The organism is Selenomonas oralis, assembly GCF_051603425.1.
GTDB classification, from domain to species: domain Bacteria; phylum Bacillota; class Negativicutes; order Selenomonadales; family Selenomonadaceae; genus Selenomonas; species Selenomonas sputigena_A.
Window position 1 is genome coordinate 2,390,078 of record NZ_CP194411.1, and the last position, 17,213, is coordinate 2,407,290.

The following is a 17,213-nucleotide window of genomic DNA, read 5'->3' on the forward strand; positions in this document are numbered from 1 at the left end:
TCTCGAGGTACGTTATGAACTGGAAACTCACTCTTGCCGTCCTGGTCTGCAACATTCTTTTTATGTCTGCAAGCTATACAATGCTCATTCCGTTTTTACCACTCTATTTAACAAATGAACTCGACGTTGCCCAAAATTCTGTCAACCTTTGGTCGGGACTCGTCTTCTCTGCTTCCTTTGTCGTCAGTGCCATTATGGCGCCGATTTGGGGCCGTCTTGCCGACCGGCACGGCAAAAGACTTATGGCGATTCGCTCAAGTCTCCTTCTCTCCTTGAGTTATCTCCTCTGCGGCATTGTCCAGACGCCGGAACAGCTCGTCGCCGCACGCCTTGTGCAAGGCTTCAGTGCCGGCCTTTGGCCTATGGATCTCGCCATCATGTCCGTTTACGCGCCGCCTGCACGCTTGGGGCTCTGTCTCGGCATCATGCAAGGCGTCCTGACGGCGGGCGGCGTCATCGGCCCCCTCCTCGGCGGTACGCTTGCCGAATTCTTCGGCATGAGACTGTCTTTTTTCGTCGGCGCAGCCGCACTCTTTCTAAATTGTTTGATGTTCATCTTCATCATCAAAGAACCGCCAGCAACAAAACCGAAAGCAAGTGAAAACACCGACCAAAAACATCATTCCCTTCTTTCCCTGCCTCTGATACGCCATCTTCTCATCGCCGGGCTTCTCGTGCAAATGGTCATCCTCATCCTTCAGCCCATCATCACAACATACATTGTCTCACTTGCAGGAAATTTACCAAACCTCGTCTTTGTTTCCGGCCTCGTCTTTTCTCTCGGCGGCATCGCCGGAGCAATAGCGGCACCGGCTTGGGGAGCTTTCGGGCAACGTCGCGGCTTCATCCGCTCCATGATGTTTGCACTCGGCTGTGCAGGTGCAGGAATCATGTTCCAGGGAATTCCTGATGATCTCTGCACCTTTGCTGTCATGCAGTTTATCTGCGGTCTCTTTTTTGCAGGCATCCACCCCGCCATCAATGCACTTCTCGCACATCACAGCCCTGCCGATGCCAAGGGGCAAATCTTCGGCCTCCTCTTCGCCGCGCAGCAAATAGGTTCCATAGCAGGTCCCGTTCTCGGCGGTCTTATCGCAACATTCTTCGGTATGAAATACGTTTTCTTTCTCGCCGGCACGATCCTGCTTGCCCTTGCAGTTTTCATCCATCAGCGCTTTACCAGAGTTCGCGGGCTGCGCAAACTCTTCAAAACCGCATAGACTATACGACATGGTCTTTCTCCCACTTACGGCACCCTGCACGGGGAACGCTGCCCCCATATTGTAAAAAACGAATTGACCTGCCGCCATCTTCCGGCGTATTTGGGCCGCCCATGAGGAATTTCCTAATTTCCTGCCGCACATAAGCTCTTCGGCGAAAATTTCATCCGCATAAAAATAGACCAGTTCGCCAACGCAGTTGGAAAACTGATCCATGAACAGCTGCAACGGAGCTGACCGCCGCCCGCAAGAGCGGCGGTTTTTATCCATCGGGAGCGAACACAGTCAAGCTCCCTTTAAATGCTCCAAATGCGCGATACTATTTACATAATCGACAGTGAAGTGATGTCCGCCGTGTGTCAAACGACTGACCGCCGTATTCCCTTGGCGGAGGCGCCAAACGTAACGCAGCGGCATATGGAGCGCATAGGTAAGTATCGTGCGCAAAAAAGCGCCATGTGCCACTAGGATGATTCTTTGCCCCTCATGTTCAGATGTGATTTTCTCAAGTGTCCGCGCCGCTCTCTCTTCCACATCTTGGAACGTTTCGCCACCCGGCGGTTTCAATTCATCCGGTGCAGAAAAAATCTGTTCCCCTGCCTCAGGCCACTTCTCCACAATTTGTTCAAATGTCAACCCCTCCCACGCGCCAAAATTCATTTCACGCAGGTTTTCCGTCTTCTGTACCTCACAGCCAAAGCGCTCGGCAAGAAACTCCGCTGTCGACACAGCACGCTGCAAATCACTCGAATAAATGGCATCAATTTTTTCTGCCGGAAAATGTTCCGCTAAACACTCAGCCTGCCGTATGCCGGTCTCAGCAAGCTCCACATCGGAATGTCCCTGGAAGCGTCCCCCCACATTCCACTCCGTTTGTCCGTGGCGCACCAGATAAATCTTCGTCATATCGCGTCCAACTCCTTCCAAATCGCCTGCATTGCAGAAAGCAGACGCTCATTTTCCTCACGACATCGCACCGCCGTTCGCAGATATGCACCAGAAAGTCCCGGGTAATTGCTGCAATCACGCAGCAAGATGCCGCGTTGCCGAAGAGCGGCGAGAAGACGCTGCAAAAAATCATTCCCATGGCGTAAACGAAAAAAAATGAAATTTACCGAAGGGGCAAAAACCTCGATTCCCGATAATTTAGCAAGTTCCGCGGCAAGAAATTCCTTTTCTCCACAGACAAAACGCCGTGCCGCCTCCTGATATTCCAGGTCAGCAAGAGCAGCAATACCTGCTGCCTGTGCGAGCGAGTTCACATTCCAAACGTCTTTTCCGGCTTCCAGAGAACGGCAAAGCTCTGGCACGGCAACACCGAACCCCAGACGCAGCCCAGGAAGCGCAAAAAATTTTGTCATGGACTGTACGACAAAAAGATGCGGATATTTTTTCGTGAGATGACGCACGGTATATTTCTCGCGATCTTCACGAAAATCCAAGAAAGATTCATCCATGATGACCCACACGCCATGCTCCTCCGACAGTTCAAGGAAGGCGCACAATTCTTTGCGGTCCAGTAGGCGGCCTGTTGGATTGTTCGGACTGCAAAGCACAACAACATCTGCATTCGGAAGCTGCTCCTCCGCTGCTTCCGAAGCAAAAGAAAAACCTTGACTTTGCAATAAAGGAAGATATCGGACTTCCGCTCCTGCAGCCCGCGCCGCCCTTTCATACTCGCTGAAGGACGGCACGGGCAAAAGAACCCGCCTGGGACGCACAGTATAAAAAAAGCAATAAAAAAGCTCCGCCGCGCCGTTGCCGAGCACAATTTCCTCCTGCGGCACACCATAAAACGAAGCAATCGCCGCCTTCAAGGCTCGCACTTTAGGATCAGGATAGTTGACAATCTCATCGACATGGGAAACTATAGCTTCCCGCACAAGCGGCGACAAACCCAGAGGACTGATATTCGCACTGAAATCGAGCCATGAACCGCCCGTCGGACAAGTTTCATAAACATTGCCGCCATGCTCATACCTTTGCAGAAGCTCGTCCTCCTCTCAACCATCTTCCCTTCATTTTACCATGAAACCCCAAGAGGTCAAGCCGAAGGCGCAGACCGATTGGCCAGGTTTCTGTAAGGGCGTGAAGAGATATGTCAGCACGATTCTATGATATGCCGTCGCTGAAACCGGGAACAACCGGAAGACATGCCGCTTCGCATAGCGGCTGAACATATCTCTTGAAAGATTACGTCAAACCGTCTGCTTGCTCAATCAAACAAAAGAAGTAAGCAGCAAAAAACACAAAAGCACGAGCGTTTCCGTCAGCGTCGTGATCGCACCGTATACATCTCCGGTCAAGCCGCCGAGATAGCGCGTTGCGTAACTTGCGAAAAAGATCGTAAAGAGGAGCGCGGCAAGTATGACCACTGCCGGGAAAAAAAGCCACGAGGACAGAATGCCTGCACGCAAGGGAAAGCTGCCGCAAAATTCCGCCGCAACACCCAGCAAGGAGGAGATCAGCAGCGTATAAAAAAAGACACCGTAAAGCACGGGCTTCGTGCCGCCATCCTTGAACGCCTTCCCCATCCCCTCGGAACGTGCATAAGGAAATAAAGCAATGGCAGCAACCATCATCAGGCGCGCGATGACGGGCATGAATAGCAAGGCAGGAATGAGCACTGCGGTTTGCATAAGGTCAAGCAAAATCGACCAATCGAGAATCATCAGCAAAACGAAAGCAAAGACGCCGTTCGCTCCCACGCGACTGTCCTTCATGATTTCCAACATGCGTTCGCGCGAGCGTCCTGAAAAGAGCCCATCCATCGTGTCCATGAAACCGTCGCAGTGAAGGCCGCCGGTCAGGAGAAGCGGCAAGATCAGCAGAGCCGCTGCAACAACATGGAGCGGCACGAAAAAGCCGTTCTGCGGCAAAAGGAACAGCAGGAGTGCAGCAAAAGCAGCATAAATGAGACCGAGCACCAGGCCGATCAACGGGAAATAACGCACGCTGTCGGCAAAATCTTTCTCGCACCAATCTTTCTGCTCCACAATCGAAATGCGCGTGAGAAACTGCAGCCCGATAAAAAATGCACGCACGAAAACACCCCCGTCCGCTTCGCTTCAAAAAAACATTGCCCGCTGCTGCCAAAGAAGGAATCCTCCGTAAGCAAAGAGCAAAAAAAGTACTGTAACCGTATACATAAGGCGCACGGTTCTCTGTATATCATCAGCTTCGATTTCCCGCACGGCTTCCCCCATATAGGCGCGGAAGTGCGGTTCACCGAAATAGTAGTTGTTGCCCCCCAAGCGTATGTCGAGCGCACCCGCCACGGGAGCTTCGGCATGACCGCCATTCGGGCTCGGATGCTTTGCTGCATCGCGGCGCAGCATCTGCCATGCGCCGCTTCCATTGAAGCGCAGCAAAAAAGCCGCGAGCACGAAAAGAACGCCTGTGAGGCGCGCGGGAATGTAGTTGAGCACATCGTCAAGACGAGCCGCCACCCTGCCGAAGTACAGATATTTCGCGTTCTTGTAACCGAGCATCGAATCCATCGTGTTCGCCGCCCGGTAGAGCACGGCGAACGGCAAACCGCCAAGCAAATAGAAAAAAAGCGGTGCGATGACGCCGTCAACCGTATTTTCGGCCACGGTTTCGATTGCGGCACGTGACGCCTCCGACGCACTGAGCTTTTCCGTATCGCGTCCCACAATCCAGCCGACCTTCCTGCGCGCTTCTGAAAGATCACCTTCTTTGAGGAGGGCGCGTATCTCCATGCCCGCCGCCGCAAGGCTCTTCGGTGAAATCATGAAGGCAAGCAGCAAGGCTTCCAGCGCCAAGCCCAGATGCGGCAAGGGAATGAGCGCCACAAGCTGCAGGACGCACCAAGTGACTTCGTAGCAAACGACAAGCACGATAAGGGCGAGTACACCGCCAAGAAGCAGCTTCTTCTCGTTCGTATCTTCAGGATGATAAAAGCAATGCTCCAACCAAGCGATGAGATTGCCGATCAATACGACAGGATGGAGGCACGAACGCGGGTCGCCGAGGATACAGTCGATGAAAAACGAGAGAACAGCTGTCAGCATCCGCCCCGTTCCCCCATGATTTCTCGCAGCTTATCCAGATCGAGATGCTCACGCACAACAGCAGCAAGACGGTCGTAACTCTCTTCCTTCTCGCGATAGCGATTGCGTGTTACGGCAAGCGGAGAAAGCCCCTTCTTTTCGCGCAAGGCGTTGAGCAAGGCGCGGCGCAGGCCGTCGTGATCAAAAAATCCGTGAATGTATGTGCCTAAGACGTTTTCCTCTTCATTCACTGTTCCCTCCACAGCGTCACAAGACTCGCCGCGCCGTTCTTGCACGCGAAGGGGATGTCTGTCGCTTTCACGCAAAAATTCGGTCTTTCCCATATGAATCTCATAACCCCTAATGCCCTCGGCAGAAATCCGTTTGCCAAGAAAAGGAAGTTCCTTGGTCGAAGCGACGACCTGAGAAGTCAGCTTTTCTTCATGAAACGTCGTCTGCAAACCGAGAAGTCCAAGACCTGACGTACTGTCAAAAACAGACTCCGTATGATGCGGGTCGAAGATCTTTTCGCCAAGCATCTGGTATCCGCCGCAAATACCTATGACGGCGGCTCCCTTTTCATGTGCTTCACGAATTTTCGCCGCGAGTCCCGACGCTTCCAGCCAACGCATGTCCTCCGACGTGTTCTTGCTGCCCGGCAAGAGAATCAAGTCGGGGGTCCCCAACGCCTCAGCCTCACGAACGTAGCGCAAAGCAACATCAGGCTCATTCTCCAAGCTGTCAAAATCCGTAAAATTGGAAATCTTCGGTGTGCGAACGACTGCAAGATTAAGCTCTTTTCCCTCCGCTTTTTCCGCCTTTTCCTCTAAGGATACGGAATCCTCGTCATCAATACCCATTTCCTCTATGTGCGGAATGACGCCGAGCACGGGCTTGCCCGTCTTTTTCTCTAAAAATTCGACAGCAGGCGTAAAGAGGGAGATGTCACCGCGAAACTTGTTGACGACGAGCCCTTTGACGAGCTCCCGCTCATCCTCTTCCAAAAGTTCCAGCGTACCGACGAGAGAAGCGAGCGCACCGCCGCGGTCAACATCGGCGATAAGCAGAACAGGCGCATTCAGATACTTCGCCACGCGCATGTTGACGATGTCATTCGCCTTGAGGTTGACTTCCGCAGGGCTGCCTGCCCCCTCGATGACAACAGTCTCATACTCTGCGTCAAGGCGCGCCAGAGCCTCTTTGACCGCAGCAAACGCCTTGAGCGAATAACCTTGATGGTATTCCTTCGCCGTCATATTGCCGACGGGCTTTCCCATGAGGACGACCTGCGAACAGGAATTTCCCGTTGGCTTCAGCAAAACAGGATTCATGTCAACGAACGGCTCAAGTCCTGCAGCTTCCGCTTGGGCAACCTGCGCGCGCCCCATCTCCAAGCCATCTTTCGTGACATAGGAGTTGAGAGCCATATTCTGCGCCTTAAAAGGAACGACACGCCGTCCCTCCTGCCGAAAGATGCGGCAGAGTGCCGTCGTCAGGATACTCTTCCCCACATGCGAGCTCGTCCCCATCATCATGATGTAGTTCGCCAAAAGCCATTCCTCCCGTGAAACAAAGAATGTATTATTCCGATCCGCCGTCCTGCCACGGCACAGCAAGCTTCTTGAAGTCAACGGCAATGCCGCAGGAAACGAAGTAGACCTCCGTCGCTTCGCGCGCCGTCAGCTGGTTGGCAATGCCCGTGATGTCACGGTATTCGCGTGCGAGATGATTCTCAGGCACAATGCCTGCGCCCACCTCATTCGTCACAAAAATTGTCGTTCCCTGCTGCTTTTTCGCCGTTTCAAGCAAAAGTCCGATCTTCTCACGTATAAGAGCATAGTTCGCCGCAGAATCACGAACACTTTCCAAAGCGCACAGAAGATTACTGATGTAGAGCGTCAGGCAGTCGAAGAGAATCATATCGTGCGTTTCGCCAGCCGCCTCAATGGCACGATGAGCGTCTTCAGGCGCCTCCCATGTATGCCAATCCCGGGGACGGCGCTCACGGTGCAGCTTGACGCGGAACGCCATCTCTTCGTCATAGACGCCCGCCGTTGCAATATAGGCGACGTTCTTCCCGAAGCGAGCTGCATACTGCTCAGCAAAGCGGCTCTTACCACTTCGCGCACCTCCTGTGACGAGAACAATCTTACCCATCTGCCGTCCTCCTTTCCCTCTGCAAACGGCAGGCCTCAATGAAAGATTTTGCCGCTTCAGGGCAACCGGCGAAATGCAAATGCAGATAAGAGCCAAGCACCGCTCCTTTCGCATAACCTGCTGCATAACGTGCACCATTCCTCATGCGCGTGAAGGTAAAGGCTCGTGGAACATGCGCTTCCTCCTGCACTAGCTCCGTCGAAAAATGGAACTCGTGACCGCGCAGCTTTTTGCCGCACGCTCCAAGAATCGTATCGCAGCAAAGCTCCGCCTCGACGTAACCGACCATTTGCAGTCTGCGATTCATCTGCACGGCAGAAGGAATCAACCCCACCATCTCGTATGATTTGCCGTCGAAGTCCACAAGTTTTTCCATCAAATACATGTAACCGCCGCACTCGGCATAAATCGGCATCCCCATATCGCCCGCATCACGCAGAGAACGGCGCAGCGACACGTTCGCCGCCAGCTCTTCGGCAAACATCTCGGGGAATCCGCCGCCCAGGAGAACACCATCCGCCTCTGGCAAAACCACATCCTTCAGAGGACTGAAAAAGAAGATTTCCGCACCAAGCGATTCCAACACTTCGAGGCTTTCGGGATAATAGAAGGAAAATGCCTCATCACGCGCGACAGCAATCCGTACCTTGGATTGCTGCGGTCCTGCTTCTTTCCGCGCCGAAAAAATCTGCTCTTGCGGCAAAGCAAACGGCACGGCATCAGATGCAAGTCGGATGAGCGCCGTAAGATTGACTGACAGCGCCGCTTTTTCGCCCATTTTCCTCACGATGTCGCGCTCTTCATTCTCTTCTGCAGGCAGAAGCCCCAAGTGCCGCTCCGGCATCTTAAGCGAATCATCGCGGCGCATCGCACCCAAAACGGGCATATCGACCTTCGCCATCGCCTCACGAATCATCGCCTCGTGCGTATCCGAACCCAAGCGGTTCAAGAGAACACCCTCCAGCTTGACCTCGGGATCGTAGCGGCGAAAACCGAGAGCGATCGCCGCAGCCGACGCTCCCATCGACTTGGCATCGATGACGAGCAGCACAGGCGCATCGAGCAATTTGGCGATTTCCGCTGTAGAACTCACGCCCTTCCTACCGCCGTCATAAAGCCCCATGACGCCCTCGATCAAAGCGAGATCCGCTCCCTGCGCCGTGCGTGCAAAAATCTCCTTGAGACGCTCCGGAGGCATAAGCCATGTGTCAAGATTGTGCGCAGGCAATCCGCTCGCGAGTGCATGATAGCCGGGATCGATGTAGTCGGGACCAACCTTGTAAGACTGCACGCGCAGCCCCTGTGCACGAAGCGCAGCGAGGATGCCCGTCACGAGCGTTGTCTTGCCCGAACCGCTCTGCGTCGCGGCAATGACGAGACGCGGAATCCGTTGCTCCATAGCGATTTCTCCTCAGCGCGTATTGTCGATGAGATACATGACGGCATTGACGACAGATGCCGCAATCGGACTGCCGCCCTTCGTTCCTTCCACCGTGATGTACGGCACTTTGTCATTCTTTGCCAGAAGCTCCTTGGAATCCGCCGCCCCGACGAAGCCGACGGGGATGCCGACAATGGCCGCCGGACGTATGCCGTCTTCTTCCACCATGCGCAGCACCTCGAAAAGCGCTGTCGGCGCATTGCCAATGGCGATAATCGCGCCATCGAGCGCCTTGCCGAAAGAACGCATGGCAGCCATGGAACGCGTGATGCCCTGTGCCTTTGCCTCAGCAGCAATCTTCTCATCGGCCACGAGGCAATGCACCTCACCGCCGAAGGAAGCAAGCTTTTTCTTATTGATGCCCGTGCGCACCATTTCAACATCGGTGTAAATATGTGCGCCTTTCCTGAGCGCCTGCTGCATCTCCTCGATTGCCTGCGGATGAAGGCGGATGACCTTCGCGTAGTCCACATCTCCCGACGCATGGATCATGCGCGAGTACACCTTGACTTCCGCTTCCGAAAGGTGGAGATCTGCCAGATACGGCGCGATGATTTCCATGCTGCGGTTTTCAATCTCCATCGGCTGCTTGATAAAGTCCATGCTGTAACCTCACTTATCTTTTCTCTTTTGATAAATAAACGCCAGAACCTCTTCAAAGTTCTGTGCCATATGCTCGTAAGCGATGCGCGGCCGTTCGACGATGACGAGCGGCAGACCGAGCTTCATCGCTGCCGCAAACTTCGTATCGGCGCCGCCGACCGTACCGCCATTCTTCGTGACGACGACATCCGCCTCGTATTTTTTGTAAAGCTCCTCGTTAAGCACCTCGGAGAACGGTCCCTGCAAAGCGACGATATGGCTCGGACGAAAGCCCAGTGCCGCACACTCCGCGACGACCGTAGGATCGGGCAGGACCCGTGCCGTCAGCACGCAGTCCTGCAGTGCCGGCGCTTCCTTGAACACCTTGAGGTTATGGCTGCCCGTCGTGAGGAAGATGTTCTTTCCCAAAGAAGCCGCAACCTCTGCCGCCTCCTCATAGTCTGCGACATAATGCGCTTTTGCATAATCGAGGGGCACACTCTGACGCTCATAGCGGATATACGGGATACCGCACGCGCGGCAGGCGCGCATGGCATTTTCTGAAAGGTTCGCTGCATAAGGATGGCTCGCATCGACGAATACGGCCACATCGTGCTCGCGGCAATAAGCCGCAAGCGCCGCTTCATCCAAAGGACGATCATTTATGCAGATGCCTGGATAGCGCGACAGAAGCTCCTCGCCGTAGCGGCTCACGACCGATGCCGTAACTTCCTGCCCCTTTTCGAGTAAAAAACCCGCAAGTTCCCGGCCATCTTGTGTACCCGCTGCCACAAAAATCATACTTCGTAGCCCCGCGGCGTAATCATATATCCTTCCTTCATATAGGTGCGGCTATTGCCGATGATGACAAGCGAGAACATGTCAATCTTCTCCTTCGTGAAATCCTCCAGTGTCGAAATCGTTTTGCTCTCGGCATCACGCGCCGCATGGTTCACAATGCCAACGGGCGTATCTGCCGCACGGCAGCCGAGGAAGATTTCGCGTATCTCCTCGATATTCTGCACGCGTTTCTTGCTTTTGGGATTGTAGAGCGCGACGACGAAATCAGCTTCTGCCGCAGCCTTGGCACGCTTTTTGATAAGCTCCCAAGGCGTCAACAAATCGCTGAGACTGATGACGGCAAAATCGTGCATGAGCGGTGCCCCCAAAATGGAAGCTGCCGCATTCACAGCGGAAATGCCGGCGATGACGCCGCCGAATTTGGGGCGATCGCCCGCCTCGCGCTGCAGGAGAAGCTCCAAGACGAGCCCTGCCATGCCGTAGACGCCGGAATCGCCGCTCGAGACGACGACGGTATCCTTACCCTTCGCCGCCGTTTCCACTGCCATGCGGCAGCGGTCAATCTCCTGCATCATGCCCGTACCGATGACCTCGCGCTCACCGATAAGTTCGTCGATGAGCTTGATATACGTCGTATATCCCGCGACAACGATCGCTTCCTCAATCGCCCGCTTCGCGCGAGGCGTCATATCTTCCAAGCTGCCGGGACCGATGCCCACCACTGTTATTTTTGCCATACAAGCGCCACCGTCACTTTCTCGAATCTTGTTTTGGCAAGGGCAAGTCTGCCTGACGAGACGCTCGCAAGTGCTGCGGCTTCCGCGACATTACCAATGCCGATATTTTCCTTGACAAAAGGAGACTCCGTAAGGCCATAAGCATCGATCGTCTCCTGCATTTTTTCATTGGAATAAAAACGGATTTCCCTCTTGAGCTCCGCTGCCAGAGCCAAAAGCCCCTCCTCAGCAGCCTTCGCCTCCGTACTCGCCAGAAGCGATACGTCTGCCAGGCTGCGGCCGACCTTCGTGAGCGCCGCCTCAAGCGCTGCACGAATCTCCGTCACCGTTGTTCCACGCCGGCAACCAATGCCGGCAACCAGGCGACGCGGTATGAGATAGATGAGATTTTCGCACGGGTTACCCGCTTTTTCTGTAATCCATGCACTCAGAACCGTCGCCTCCAACGGCTCTTCTTCACGCAGAAAAGACGCCAAACCCATATCGTCAAGCCGCTTCTTATAAAAGCTCGCGCGCGACAGCTTTGCATCAATCACATAGCGGATCTCTTCTCCTTCCAGCACAGCGCGGTTGAAGCACTTGATCTGTTCCTTTGGGCAAGGGCGCAGGGCGAGGCGTGCGGCGACGACATCGACGGCGAGTTTCTTCTGCACATCTGTCGCCGTCGTTATGACGGGATCGGCGCCGAGCGAAGCCGCCAGTTCACGCGTCAATTCATTTGCGCCGCCGATATGCCCTGACAGCAGACTGATGACGTGCCGAGCTTCTTCATCGAGCACCAGGACAGCGGGATCTTGGAGTTTGCTCTGCAGAGAGCCTGCAATCATGCGCACGGCAATTCCCGTCGCCATGACAAAAATCAAGGCATCGTATTGACGAAATGCTGCCGCAACCTGCGGCGCAAGGCGCTCATAAACACGCGTATCTTCCAGCCTTTCCTGCCCTTCCTTGACGAAGATATCAACACTCATGTCGAGCGCTGCTCGAACGCGAAGAGCCGTGCGCGTGCCGCGCGGCGTCGCCGTGAATACGGCGCACCTCATTTGCTTGCTTCACGGAACATATGGCTGAACTCCGGTGCATAAAGGCGCGAAAGTTCATAGTCCGCCCCAAGGCAGCGACTGACGACGATCATCGCCGTACGGTCGATTCCCTTATCGGCGATTTCCGCCACAATCGTTTCCAACGTAGCGCGCACGATTTTCTGCTCCGGCCACGAAGCGCGCTGCACGATGGCGATCGGTGTATCCGGTGCATAACCGCCCGCAATGAGTTCTTCCACGACATCAGAAAGCATCGTGATGCTGAGAAAGATGCACATCGTCGCCTGATGCGAGGCGAGCGAACGCAGCTTCTCCCGCTCAGGCACAGGCGTGCGCCCCTCGTTGCGCGTGATGATGACCGTCTGCGAGATTCCCGGCAAGGTGTACTCCTGCTTCAAAGCGGCTGCCGTCGCGAGAAAGGAGCTCACACCCGGCACGACCTCGAAATCGATGTTCTTCTTCTTGAGCACATCCATCTGCTCTTGAATCGCACCGTAAATGCTCGGATCACCCGTATGGAGACGCACGACCATAAGACCTTTCGCCACGGCCTTTTCAATCGTTTCAATGACCTCGGGAAGCGTCATGGAAGCGGAATCGTGAATCTCAGCACCCGCCTTGGCAAAATCAAGAAGCGCCGGGTTGACGAGAGAGCCCGCATAGATGATGACGTCCGCTGCCTGCAGGAGCCGATGCCCCTTGAGCGTAATAAGCTCGGGATCGCCCGCGCCTGCGCCGACAATGTATACCTGCATATTCTTCCTCCTGTTACACGTTTGCCTTATGGCAGGAAATGATATAGACGGGGTTTATCGCCTCCGCCATGTCGTAAGGACCTATCTTTCGCAGGCGATTCACCTGCACTTGAACGGTATCATAAAGATATCCTCTTTTCTTGCGCATATACGCGAGCGAGCTTGCAAGCGTCTGCACCGTGATACAATTTATAACAATAAAGCCGCCAGGCTTCAAGCGCGCATCGAGAAAATCCAGAATTTCTTCCAAACGGCTGCCCGTGCCGCCGATAATTGCCGCATCGATTCTTTCGGGCAGCTGTTCCAAGCCTTTCGGTGCCTCGTTCTCAATGATCGTGAGATTTTCGACGCCAAACTTTTCCGCATTCTGTCGGATGAGAGCCGCCGCTTCCGCCTTGCGCTCCACGGCGTAGACGTGCCCTTCCTTTGCCAGAAGCGCCGCCTCGATAGAAAGCGAACCCGTTCCTGCGCCGATGTCACAAACGATGTCGGCTTTTCCGATCTTCGCTCCCGCCAAGGTCAATATGCGGATTTCTTTCTTCGTCATCGGCGCCTTGCCGCGAATGAACTCTTCATCTTCAATGCCTAAAAAATGCTTCATGCTTTCACCACCAAAATACCATGAGAGATTTCTGGTACCAAGGATGCCCCGGCAAGGGTCGTATGAAGGATCTGCTCATCCTCGTACGAGAGCCGCGAACAGATATGGAGCTCCGACTCCGGCGGCCATCCCAGCTCTATGAGCCGTGGCGGAATCGTGCGAGAGTTATTCGTGCGGTCTGTCAAAAGTCCGAGCAGCGCCCCCTCCCTATAGGCAATTTCCTCCGCCTGCGGCACGCGTCCGTGAAAGGACGCGAGGCGCGCCTCGTGCCAAGGCAGGGCGAGCCGCGCGAATGCCACTTGCAAGGAGCTGACGCCGGGGATGACAACGAGTGTCTGCGGCGGAAACTCGCGCCGCAGAGCATCGAGCAACGAATAATAACCGGGATCGCCTGACACCATGACAACGACATGCGTCTTCTGCAGCTTCTCGCGAATAAATGCAAGCACAGCGGCAATATCACCGCGAATCGTCATCGTCTCCTGCCCCCGGCGCGCAAAATCCGCCAGAGCACGGCTGCCGCCGACGAGCACTTCCGCGCTCTCGATAGCGGCGCGCGCCGCCGGCAGGACGAAATCGGGATTGCCCGGCCCGATGCCCGCCACTACGATTCTATGTTCCAATGAAAATCCCCGCCTATCTCTTTCGCTGTTTCATCCATGCCCAAGAGTTCTCCCTTGAGCGTCGTCATCGCCGTACCGACGCGGAGGTCTTGGAATACGTACCGCTCGGCGCGTGCCGAAGCACGTGCGCAAAGGATATCGTAAACCCTCTGCAAACCGTATTTGGCAAAAAGCGGCAAGACCTCTTCCGTCGTCGTCGCCTCAAGGATACGACGCACAGCCGCTTGCGGCAAGCCTTCCGAAGCCGCATAGGCAGCCAAAGCCTCCAAACGCCCATCAGCAATGCGGTTGTGTGTATAAAAGACACCCGCCGCAACTTTCGAAAGCTTGCCAATATGCCCGAAGAGCAAAACCCGCTTGAGCTTGCGCTCCGCCGCACGCTCCAACATGAAACCGATGAAATTGCTCGTCTGCACGATGGCTTCACGCGGCAAGCCGAAGCGCGCGGCTGCATTTTCCCCCATCTTTCCCGGCACAAAAATCTGCGTATCAAAACCTGCTGCAAGCGCCACATCGATTTGCGGCACAAGGGAGTTCTTAAACCCCTCCTCCGACATCGGACGCAAAACGCCTGTTGTGCCAATGACTGAAATACCGCCGATGATGCCAAGAATAGGATTCAGTGTGCGTTTCGCAAGCGCCTCACCCGCTGGAATAGAAATCGTGATATCGGCACTGCCATCCTTGCCGAGAACATCCTCCACGACATTCCCAATGAGCTGCCGCGGCCCCGGATTGATGGATGGCTCTCCCGGCGGTACGGACAGACCGGGCTTCGTAACCGTGCCGATACCGCGTCCCGCATGAAAGTGTACACCTGTCCCATTGGGGCGAATAACAACTTCCGTAAAAACAGAAACGCCATTCGTGATATCCGGATCATCGCCCGAAAACTTCACGACTTCGGCACGTGCTCCTGAAGGCGTACGGATGACCTCACGAATCGGGATATGAAGCGGCGTACCATCAAGTGCAGTGATATCCACAGTCTCGCAGTATTCCCCCGCAAGAAACAAAAGCGCAGCCTTCGTTCCCGCCGCTGCACAAGCTCCCGTCGTATAACCGTTCCGCATCTCCTTCGCCATACCGCTCCCCCCCACAACAACATTTTTATTGTACAATGAAAGCCCAAGAAGTCAAGCCCTTGGCGCAGACTGATTGGCCGCTTTCATGTAAGGGCGACGCACAATGTCCACAAAGTGGATGTTTGTGCGTACAGCTTACAATGAAAGCCCAAGAAGTCAAGCCCTTGGCGCAGACTGATTGGCTGCTTTCATGTAAGGGCGACGCACAATGTCCACAAAGTGGATGTTTGTGCGTACAGCTTACAATGAAAGCCCAAGAAGTCAAGCCCTTGGCGCAGACTGATTGGCTGCTTTCATGAAAGTTTACCATAAAACCTCCAGAAATCAAGCACAGAGAGCAGCGCACAATATACAAGCCCCGGCAAGCGTGCGCCGCCGGGGCTCAGACTCTATTTTTATTGCAATATCCCAAGATCCCGCAGTCGCTTGAAATCAATCGTCGTCTTGCGGCGCGGATGGCGGGCAAGATATTGCTGCCGTTCCGGCTCAGCCGGATGAAAACTCCCCAGAGGCGCGGCCTTTGCATAGCAGCAGCGTGTCAGTCTCTTACTGTGGTTCGGGTCGTTGACTGTCACATTTGCTTCCGTTACAGCGGGCGGCCTGCCGCGGTTCATGATAAAATTCATGTGATATTCCACAAGAGGCGCATCTTCTGCGTCACTGTAGTATACACCGCTTTGATACATCGGCCCTTTCGCCGCACCCTGCCCATCTTTTTCGTAGGGGTTCACAACGGCAAAGAGAATATCGAGAAGCTGCGATATATCCGTCTTCTTCGGGTTATAGGCGATTTCAAGTCCCATAATGGCGGAAATCCAGCCGCTCTTCACCGCATCATACGACGGCTCCTCTCTCTCCGCATTGATATAACCCGTCCGCGTCGCAACGACGCCGGGCACATGGTCAAAAACCTCCTGCAGCTCATAGAAGCTGCCGCCGGAGACATAAAGCCGTTTCGTATACAAGAATCATCCCTCCCCTTCGGGATGCAGGAGATCGACATGGCGATCCGAAGCACGGTGAATGTCAAAGACGTGGATAAGCTCCGCCACTCCCTGCGAGGGCGATACCGCTCCCTTGAGGACAGCTTCCCGCACCTCCGGCATACGCCCCAAGATTACAGGATCGTCAAAGAACAGGTTGTGCAGATGCTCATCAATCATGCTGTTCATCCAATCAAGCAGCTGCCCTTCACGGCGCATTTTGAAAGCGCCGTTTTCCTTCGTCGTATTCTCGAAGATGCGTATGACATCCCAAAGCTCCTTGAGCCCTGTTTTTTCCAAAGCGGAAACGAGATAGGCATGCGTTTGCCAACCGCGCGTTGCAGGGCGGATGTACTCAATCATGCGCTCGTACTCGCCGCGTGCGACCTGCGCTTTCGTACGATTGTCGCCGTCTGCCTTGTTAATAACGATGGCATCGGCAAGCTCCATGATGCCCTTCTTGATGCCTTGAAGCTCATCTCCCGCTCCCGTCAAGACGACGAGCAGGAAGAAGTCGACCATCGAGCGAACCGTCGTTTCCGACTGCCCGACGCCAACGGTTTCGATGAGGATGACATCGTAGCCCGCCGCTTCACAAAGAAGCATTGTCTCGCGACTCTTCCTCGCAACGCCGCCCAAAGTGCCGCCGGCAGGCGACGGGCGGATGAACGCCTCTTCCCTGCGCGAAAGCGTGCCCATACGCGTCTTGTCTCCGAGAATGGAACCTTTTGTCACCGAACTTGTCGGATCGACCGTCAGAACGGCGACTCGATGCCCCATGTCGCAGAGCATATTGCCAAAAGCCTCGATCATCGTACTCTTGCCCGCTCCCGGAACGCCTGTAATGCCGATGCGCAGAGCCTTCCCCGTACGGCGAAGGAGCTCCTGCAGCACCCGCTGCGCCTTTGGGAAATGGCGCGGGCTATTGCTTTCGATGAGAGTGATGGCGCGGGAGAGAATCATTCGATCCCCCGCCGCAACCCCTTTCACATAGTCTTCCACATCAAGAATCATGCGATTTTTCCGGAATCCCGTTGTCCCCAAATCCGGGTTGATGTTGCCAACCGTCAGATCCTTGATGCCGTCAATGCCGCTCATGACGCTCGTGGCAAAATTCTTGTCCGCGTTTTCCGGCACCCAGTCCGGCTTCGTGTTCGTGTATTTCGCCATGG

At 54.8% G+C, this 17,213-nt stretch carries 18 protein-coding genes; 1 reads left to right on the plus strand and 17 read right to left on the minus strand.

From position 1 onward, the window contains the following. Positions 1 to 14: 14 nt before the first annotated feature. Positions 15 to 1,220 (plus strand): MFS transporter, encoded by a 1,206-nt coding sequence (locus tag ACRTGH_RS11270; protein ID WP_368845939.1) that lies wholly within the window; start codon positions 15 to 17, stop codon positions 1,218 to 1,220. 285 nt (positions 1,221 to 1,505) lie between these two features. Here ACRTGH_RS11270 and cobC read toward each other — a convergent pair whose 3' ends face one another. The 17 genes from cobC to meaB all read right to left on the minus strand — a co-directional run bounded on the left by cobC (position 1,506) and on the right by meaB (position 17,211). Beyond that, positions 1,506 to 2,126, minus strand: coding sequence for an alpha-ribazole phosphatase (cobC, locus tag ACRTGH_RS11275; RefSeq protein ID WP_368845938.1), 621 nt, complete (start codon positions 2,124 to 2,126; stop codon positions 1,506 to 1,508). Next, positions 2,123 to 3,208 (minus strand): threonine-phosphate decarboxylase CobD, encoded by a 1,086-nt coding sequence (gene cobD, locus ACRTGH_RS11280; protein ID WP_368846224.1) that lies wholly within the window; start codon positions 3,206 to 3,208, stop codon positions 2,123 to 2,125. The genes cobC and cobD overlap by 4 nt, the downstream gene beginning before the upstream one ends. Positions 3,209 to 3,439: 231 nt before the next feature. Continuing rightward, positions 3,440 to 4,264 carry an adenosylcobinamide-GDP ribazoletransferase gene (cobS, locus tag ACRTGH_RS11285; protein WP_368845937.1) on the minus strand — a complete coding sequence of 275 codons (825 nt, stop codon included), beginning with the start codon at positions 4,262 to 4,264 and terminating at the stop codon, positions 3,440 to 3,442. Positions 4,265 to 4,288: 24 nt separating this feature from the next. Continuing rightward, positions 4,289 to 5,254, minus strand: a complete 966-nt coding sequence (cbiB, locus tag ACRTGH_RS11290) for an adenosylcobinamide-phosphate synthase CbiB (protein WP_368845936.1) — start codon at positions 5,252 to 5,254, stop codon at positions 4,289 to 4,291. Continuing rightward, entirely contained in the window at positions 5,248 to 6,783 is a 1,536-nt protein-coding gene (locus tag ACRTGH_RS11295) for a cobyric acid synthase (protein WP_368845935.1), read from the minus strand. Before ACRTGH_RS11295 ends, cbiB begins: the two co-directional genes overlap by 7 nt. A 31-nt stretch (positions 6,784 to 6,814) precedes the next feature. Then, the gene (gene cobU, locus ACRTGH_RS11300; RefSeq protein ID WP_368845934.1) at positions 6,815 to 7,390 is read right to left on the minus strand and encodes a bifunctional adenosylcobinamide kinase/adenosylcobinamide-phosphate guanylyltransferase; all 576 of its coding nucleotides are present in this window, start codon (positions 7,388 to 7,390) and stop codon (positions 6,815 to 6,817) included. Then, positions 7,383 to 8,789, minus strand: a complete 1,407-nt coding sequence (locus ACRTGH_RS11305) for a cobyrinic acid a,c-diamide synthase CobB (protein WP_368845933.1) — start codon at positions 8,787 to 8,789, stop codon at positions 7,383 to 7,385. Before ACRTGH_RS11305 ends, cobU begins: the two co-directional genes overlap by 8 nt. A gap of 12 nt (positions 8,790 to 8,801) precedes the next feature. After that, positions 8,802 to 9,434 (minus strand): precorrin-8X methylmutase, encoded by a 633-nt coding sequence (locus ACRTGH_RS11310; protein WP_368845932.1) that lies wholly within the window; start codon positions 9,432 to 9,434, stop codon positions 8,802 to 8,804. Positions 9,435 to 9,443: 9 nt separating this feature from the next. Further along, complete coding sequence (gene cobK, locus ACRTGH_RS11315) at positions 9,444 to 10,214, minus strand: precorrin-6A reductase (protein ID WP_368845931.1); 771 nt, start codon at positions 10,212 to 10,214, stop codon at positions 9,444 to 9,446. Continuing rightward, positions 10,211 to 10,951 (minus strand): precorrin-3B C(17)-methyltransferase, encoded by a 741-nt coding sequence (gene cobJ / locus ACRTGH_RS11320; protein WP_368845930.1) that lies wholly within the window; start codon positions 10,949 to 10,951, stop codon positions 10,211 to 10,213. Before cobJ ends, cobK begins: the two co-directional genes overlap by 4 nt. After that, positions 10,939 to 11,994 (minus strand): cobalt-precorrin 5A hydrolase, encoded by a 1,056-nt coding sequence (locus ACRTGH_RS11325; RefSeq protein ID WP_368845929.1) that lies wholly within the window; start codon positions 11,992 to 11,994, stop codon positions 10,939 to 10,941. The genes cobJ and ACRTGH_RS11325 overlap by 13 nt, the downstream gene beginning before the upstream one ends. Continuing rightward, a complete protein-coding gene (gene cobM / locus ACRTGH_RS11330; protein ID WP_368845928.1) occupies positions 11,991 to 12,749 on the minus strand; it encodes a precorrin-4 C(11)-methyltransferase in 759 nt (252 codons plus the stop codon). The genes ACRTGH_RS11325 and cobM overlap by 4 nt, the downstream gene beginning before the upstream one ends. A gap of 13 nt (positions 12,750 to 12,762) precedes the next feature. Then, positions 12,763 to 13,350, minus strand: coding sequence for a precorrin-6Y C5,15-methyltransferase (decarboxylating) subunit CbiT (gene cbiT / locus ACRTGH_RS11335; RefSeq protein ID WP_368845927.1), 588 nt, complete (start codon positions 13,348 to 13,350; stop codon positions 12,763 to 12,765). Beyond that, positions 13,347 to 13,973, minus strand: coding sequence for a precorrin-6y C5,15-methyltransferase (decarboxylating) subunit CbiE (gene cbiE / locus ACRTGH_RS11340; RefSeq protein WP_368845926.1), 627 nt, complete (start codon positions 13,971 to 13,973; stop codon positions 13,347 to 13,349). The genes cbiT and cbiE overlap by 4 nt, the downstream gene beginning before the upstream one ends. After that, the gene (cbiD, locus tag ACRTGH_RS11345) at positions 13,955 to 15,058 is read right to left on the minus strand and encodes a cobalt-precorrin-5B (C(1))-methyltransferase CbiD (RefSeq protein WP_368845925.1); all 1,104 of its coding nucleotides are present in this window, start codon (positions 15,056 to 15,058) and stop codon (positions 13,955 to 13,957) included. The genes cbiE and cbiD overlap by 19 nt, the downstream gene beginning before the upstream one ends. A gap of 395 nt (positions 15,059 to 15,453) precedes the next feature. Continuing rightward, entirely contained in the window at positions 15,454 to 16,023 is a 570-nt protein-coding gene (locus ACRTGH_RS11350) for a peptide-methionine (S)-S-oxide reductase (RefSeq protein WP_368845924.1), read from the minus strand. Positions 16,024 to 16,026: 3 nt separating this feature from the next. Beyond that, complete coding sequence (gene meaB, locus ACRTGH_RS11355; RefSeq protein ID WP_368845923.1) at positions 16,027 to 17,211, minus strand: methylmalonyl Co-A mutase-associated GTPase MeaB; 1,185 nt, start codon at positions 17,209 to 17,211, stop codon at positions 16,027 to 16,029. Positions 17,212 to 17,213 lie beyond the last annotated feature (2 nt).

Bases quoted from the DNA above. Each gene is read 5' to 3' on its own strand.
- cobM (WP_368845928.1), bottom strand. From the start codon at position 12,749: ATGCAGGTATACATTGTCGGCGCAGGCGCGGGCGATCCCGAGCTTATT.
- meaB (WP_368845923.1), bottom strand. From the start codon at position 17,211: ATGGCGAAATACACGAACACGAAGCCGGACTGGGTGCCGGAAAACGCG.
- cobC (WP_368845938.1), bottom strand. From the start codon at position 2,126: ATGACGAAGATTTATCTGGTGCGCCACGGACAAACGGAGTGGAATGTG.
- ACRTGH_RS11305 (WP_368845933.1), bottom strand. From the start codon at position 8,789: ATGGAGCAACGGATTCCGCGTCTCGTCATTGCCGCGACGCAGAGCGGT.
- cobK (WP_368845931.1), bottom strand. From the start codon at position 10,214: ATGATTTTTGTGGCAGCGGGTACACAAGATGGCCGGGAACTTGCGGGT.
- ACRTGH_RS11270 (WP_368845939.1), top strand. From the start codon at position 15: ATGAACTGGAAACTCACTCTTGCCGTCCTGGTCTGCAACATTCTTTTT.
- ACRTGH_RS11310 (WP_368845932.1), bottom strand. From the start codon at position 9,434: ATGGACTTTATCAAGCAGCCGATGGAGATTGAAAACCGCAGCATGGAA.
- cobU (WP_368845934.1), bottom strand. From the start codon at position 7,390: ATGGGTAAGATTGTTCTCGTCACAGGAGGTGCGCGAAGTGGTAAGAGC.
- cobJ (WP_368845930.1), bottom strand. From the start codon at position 10,951: ATGGCAAAAATAACAGTGGTGGGCATCGGTCCCGGCAGCTTGGAAGAT.
- cbiD (WP_368845925.1), bottom strand. From the start codon at position 15,058: ATGGCGAAGGAGATGCGGAACGGTTATACGACGGGAGCTTGTGCAGCG.
- cbiB (WP_368845936.1), bottom strand. From the start codon at position 5,254: ATGCTGACAGCTGTTCTCTCGTTTTTCATCGACTGTATCCTCGGCGAC.
- cbiT (WP_368845927.1), bottom strand. From the start codon at position 13,350: ATGAAGCATTTTTTAGGCATTGAAGATGAAGAGTTCATTCGCGGCAAG.
- ACRTGH_RS11325 (WP_368845929.1), bottom strand. From the start codon at position 11,994: ATGAGGTGCGCCGTATTCACGGCGACGCCGCGCGGCACGCGCACGGCT.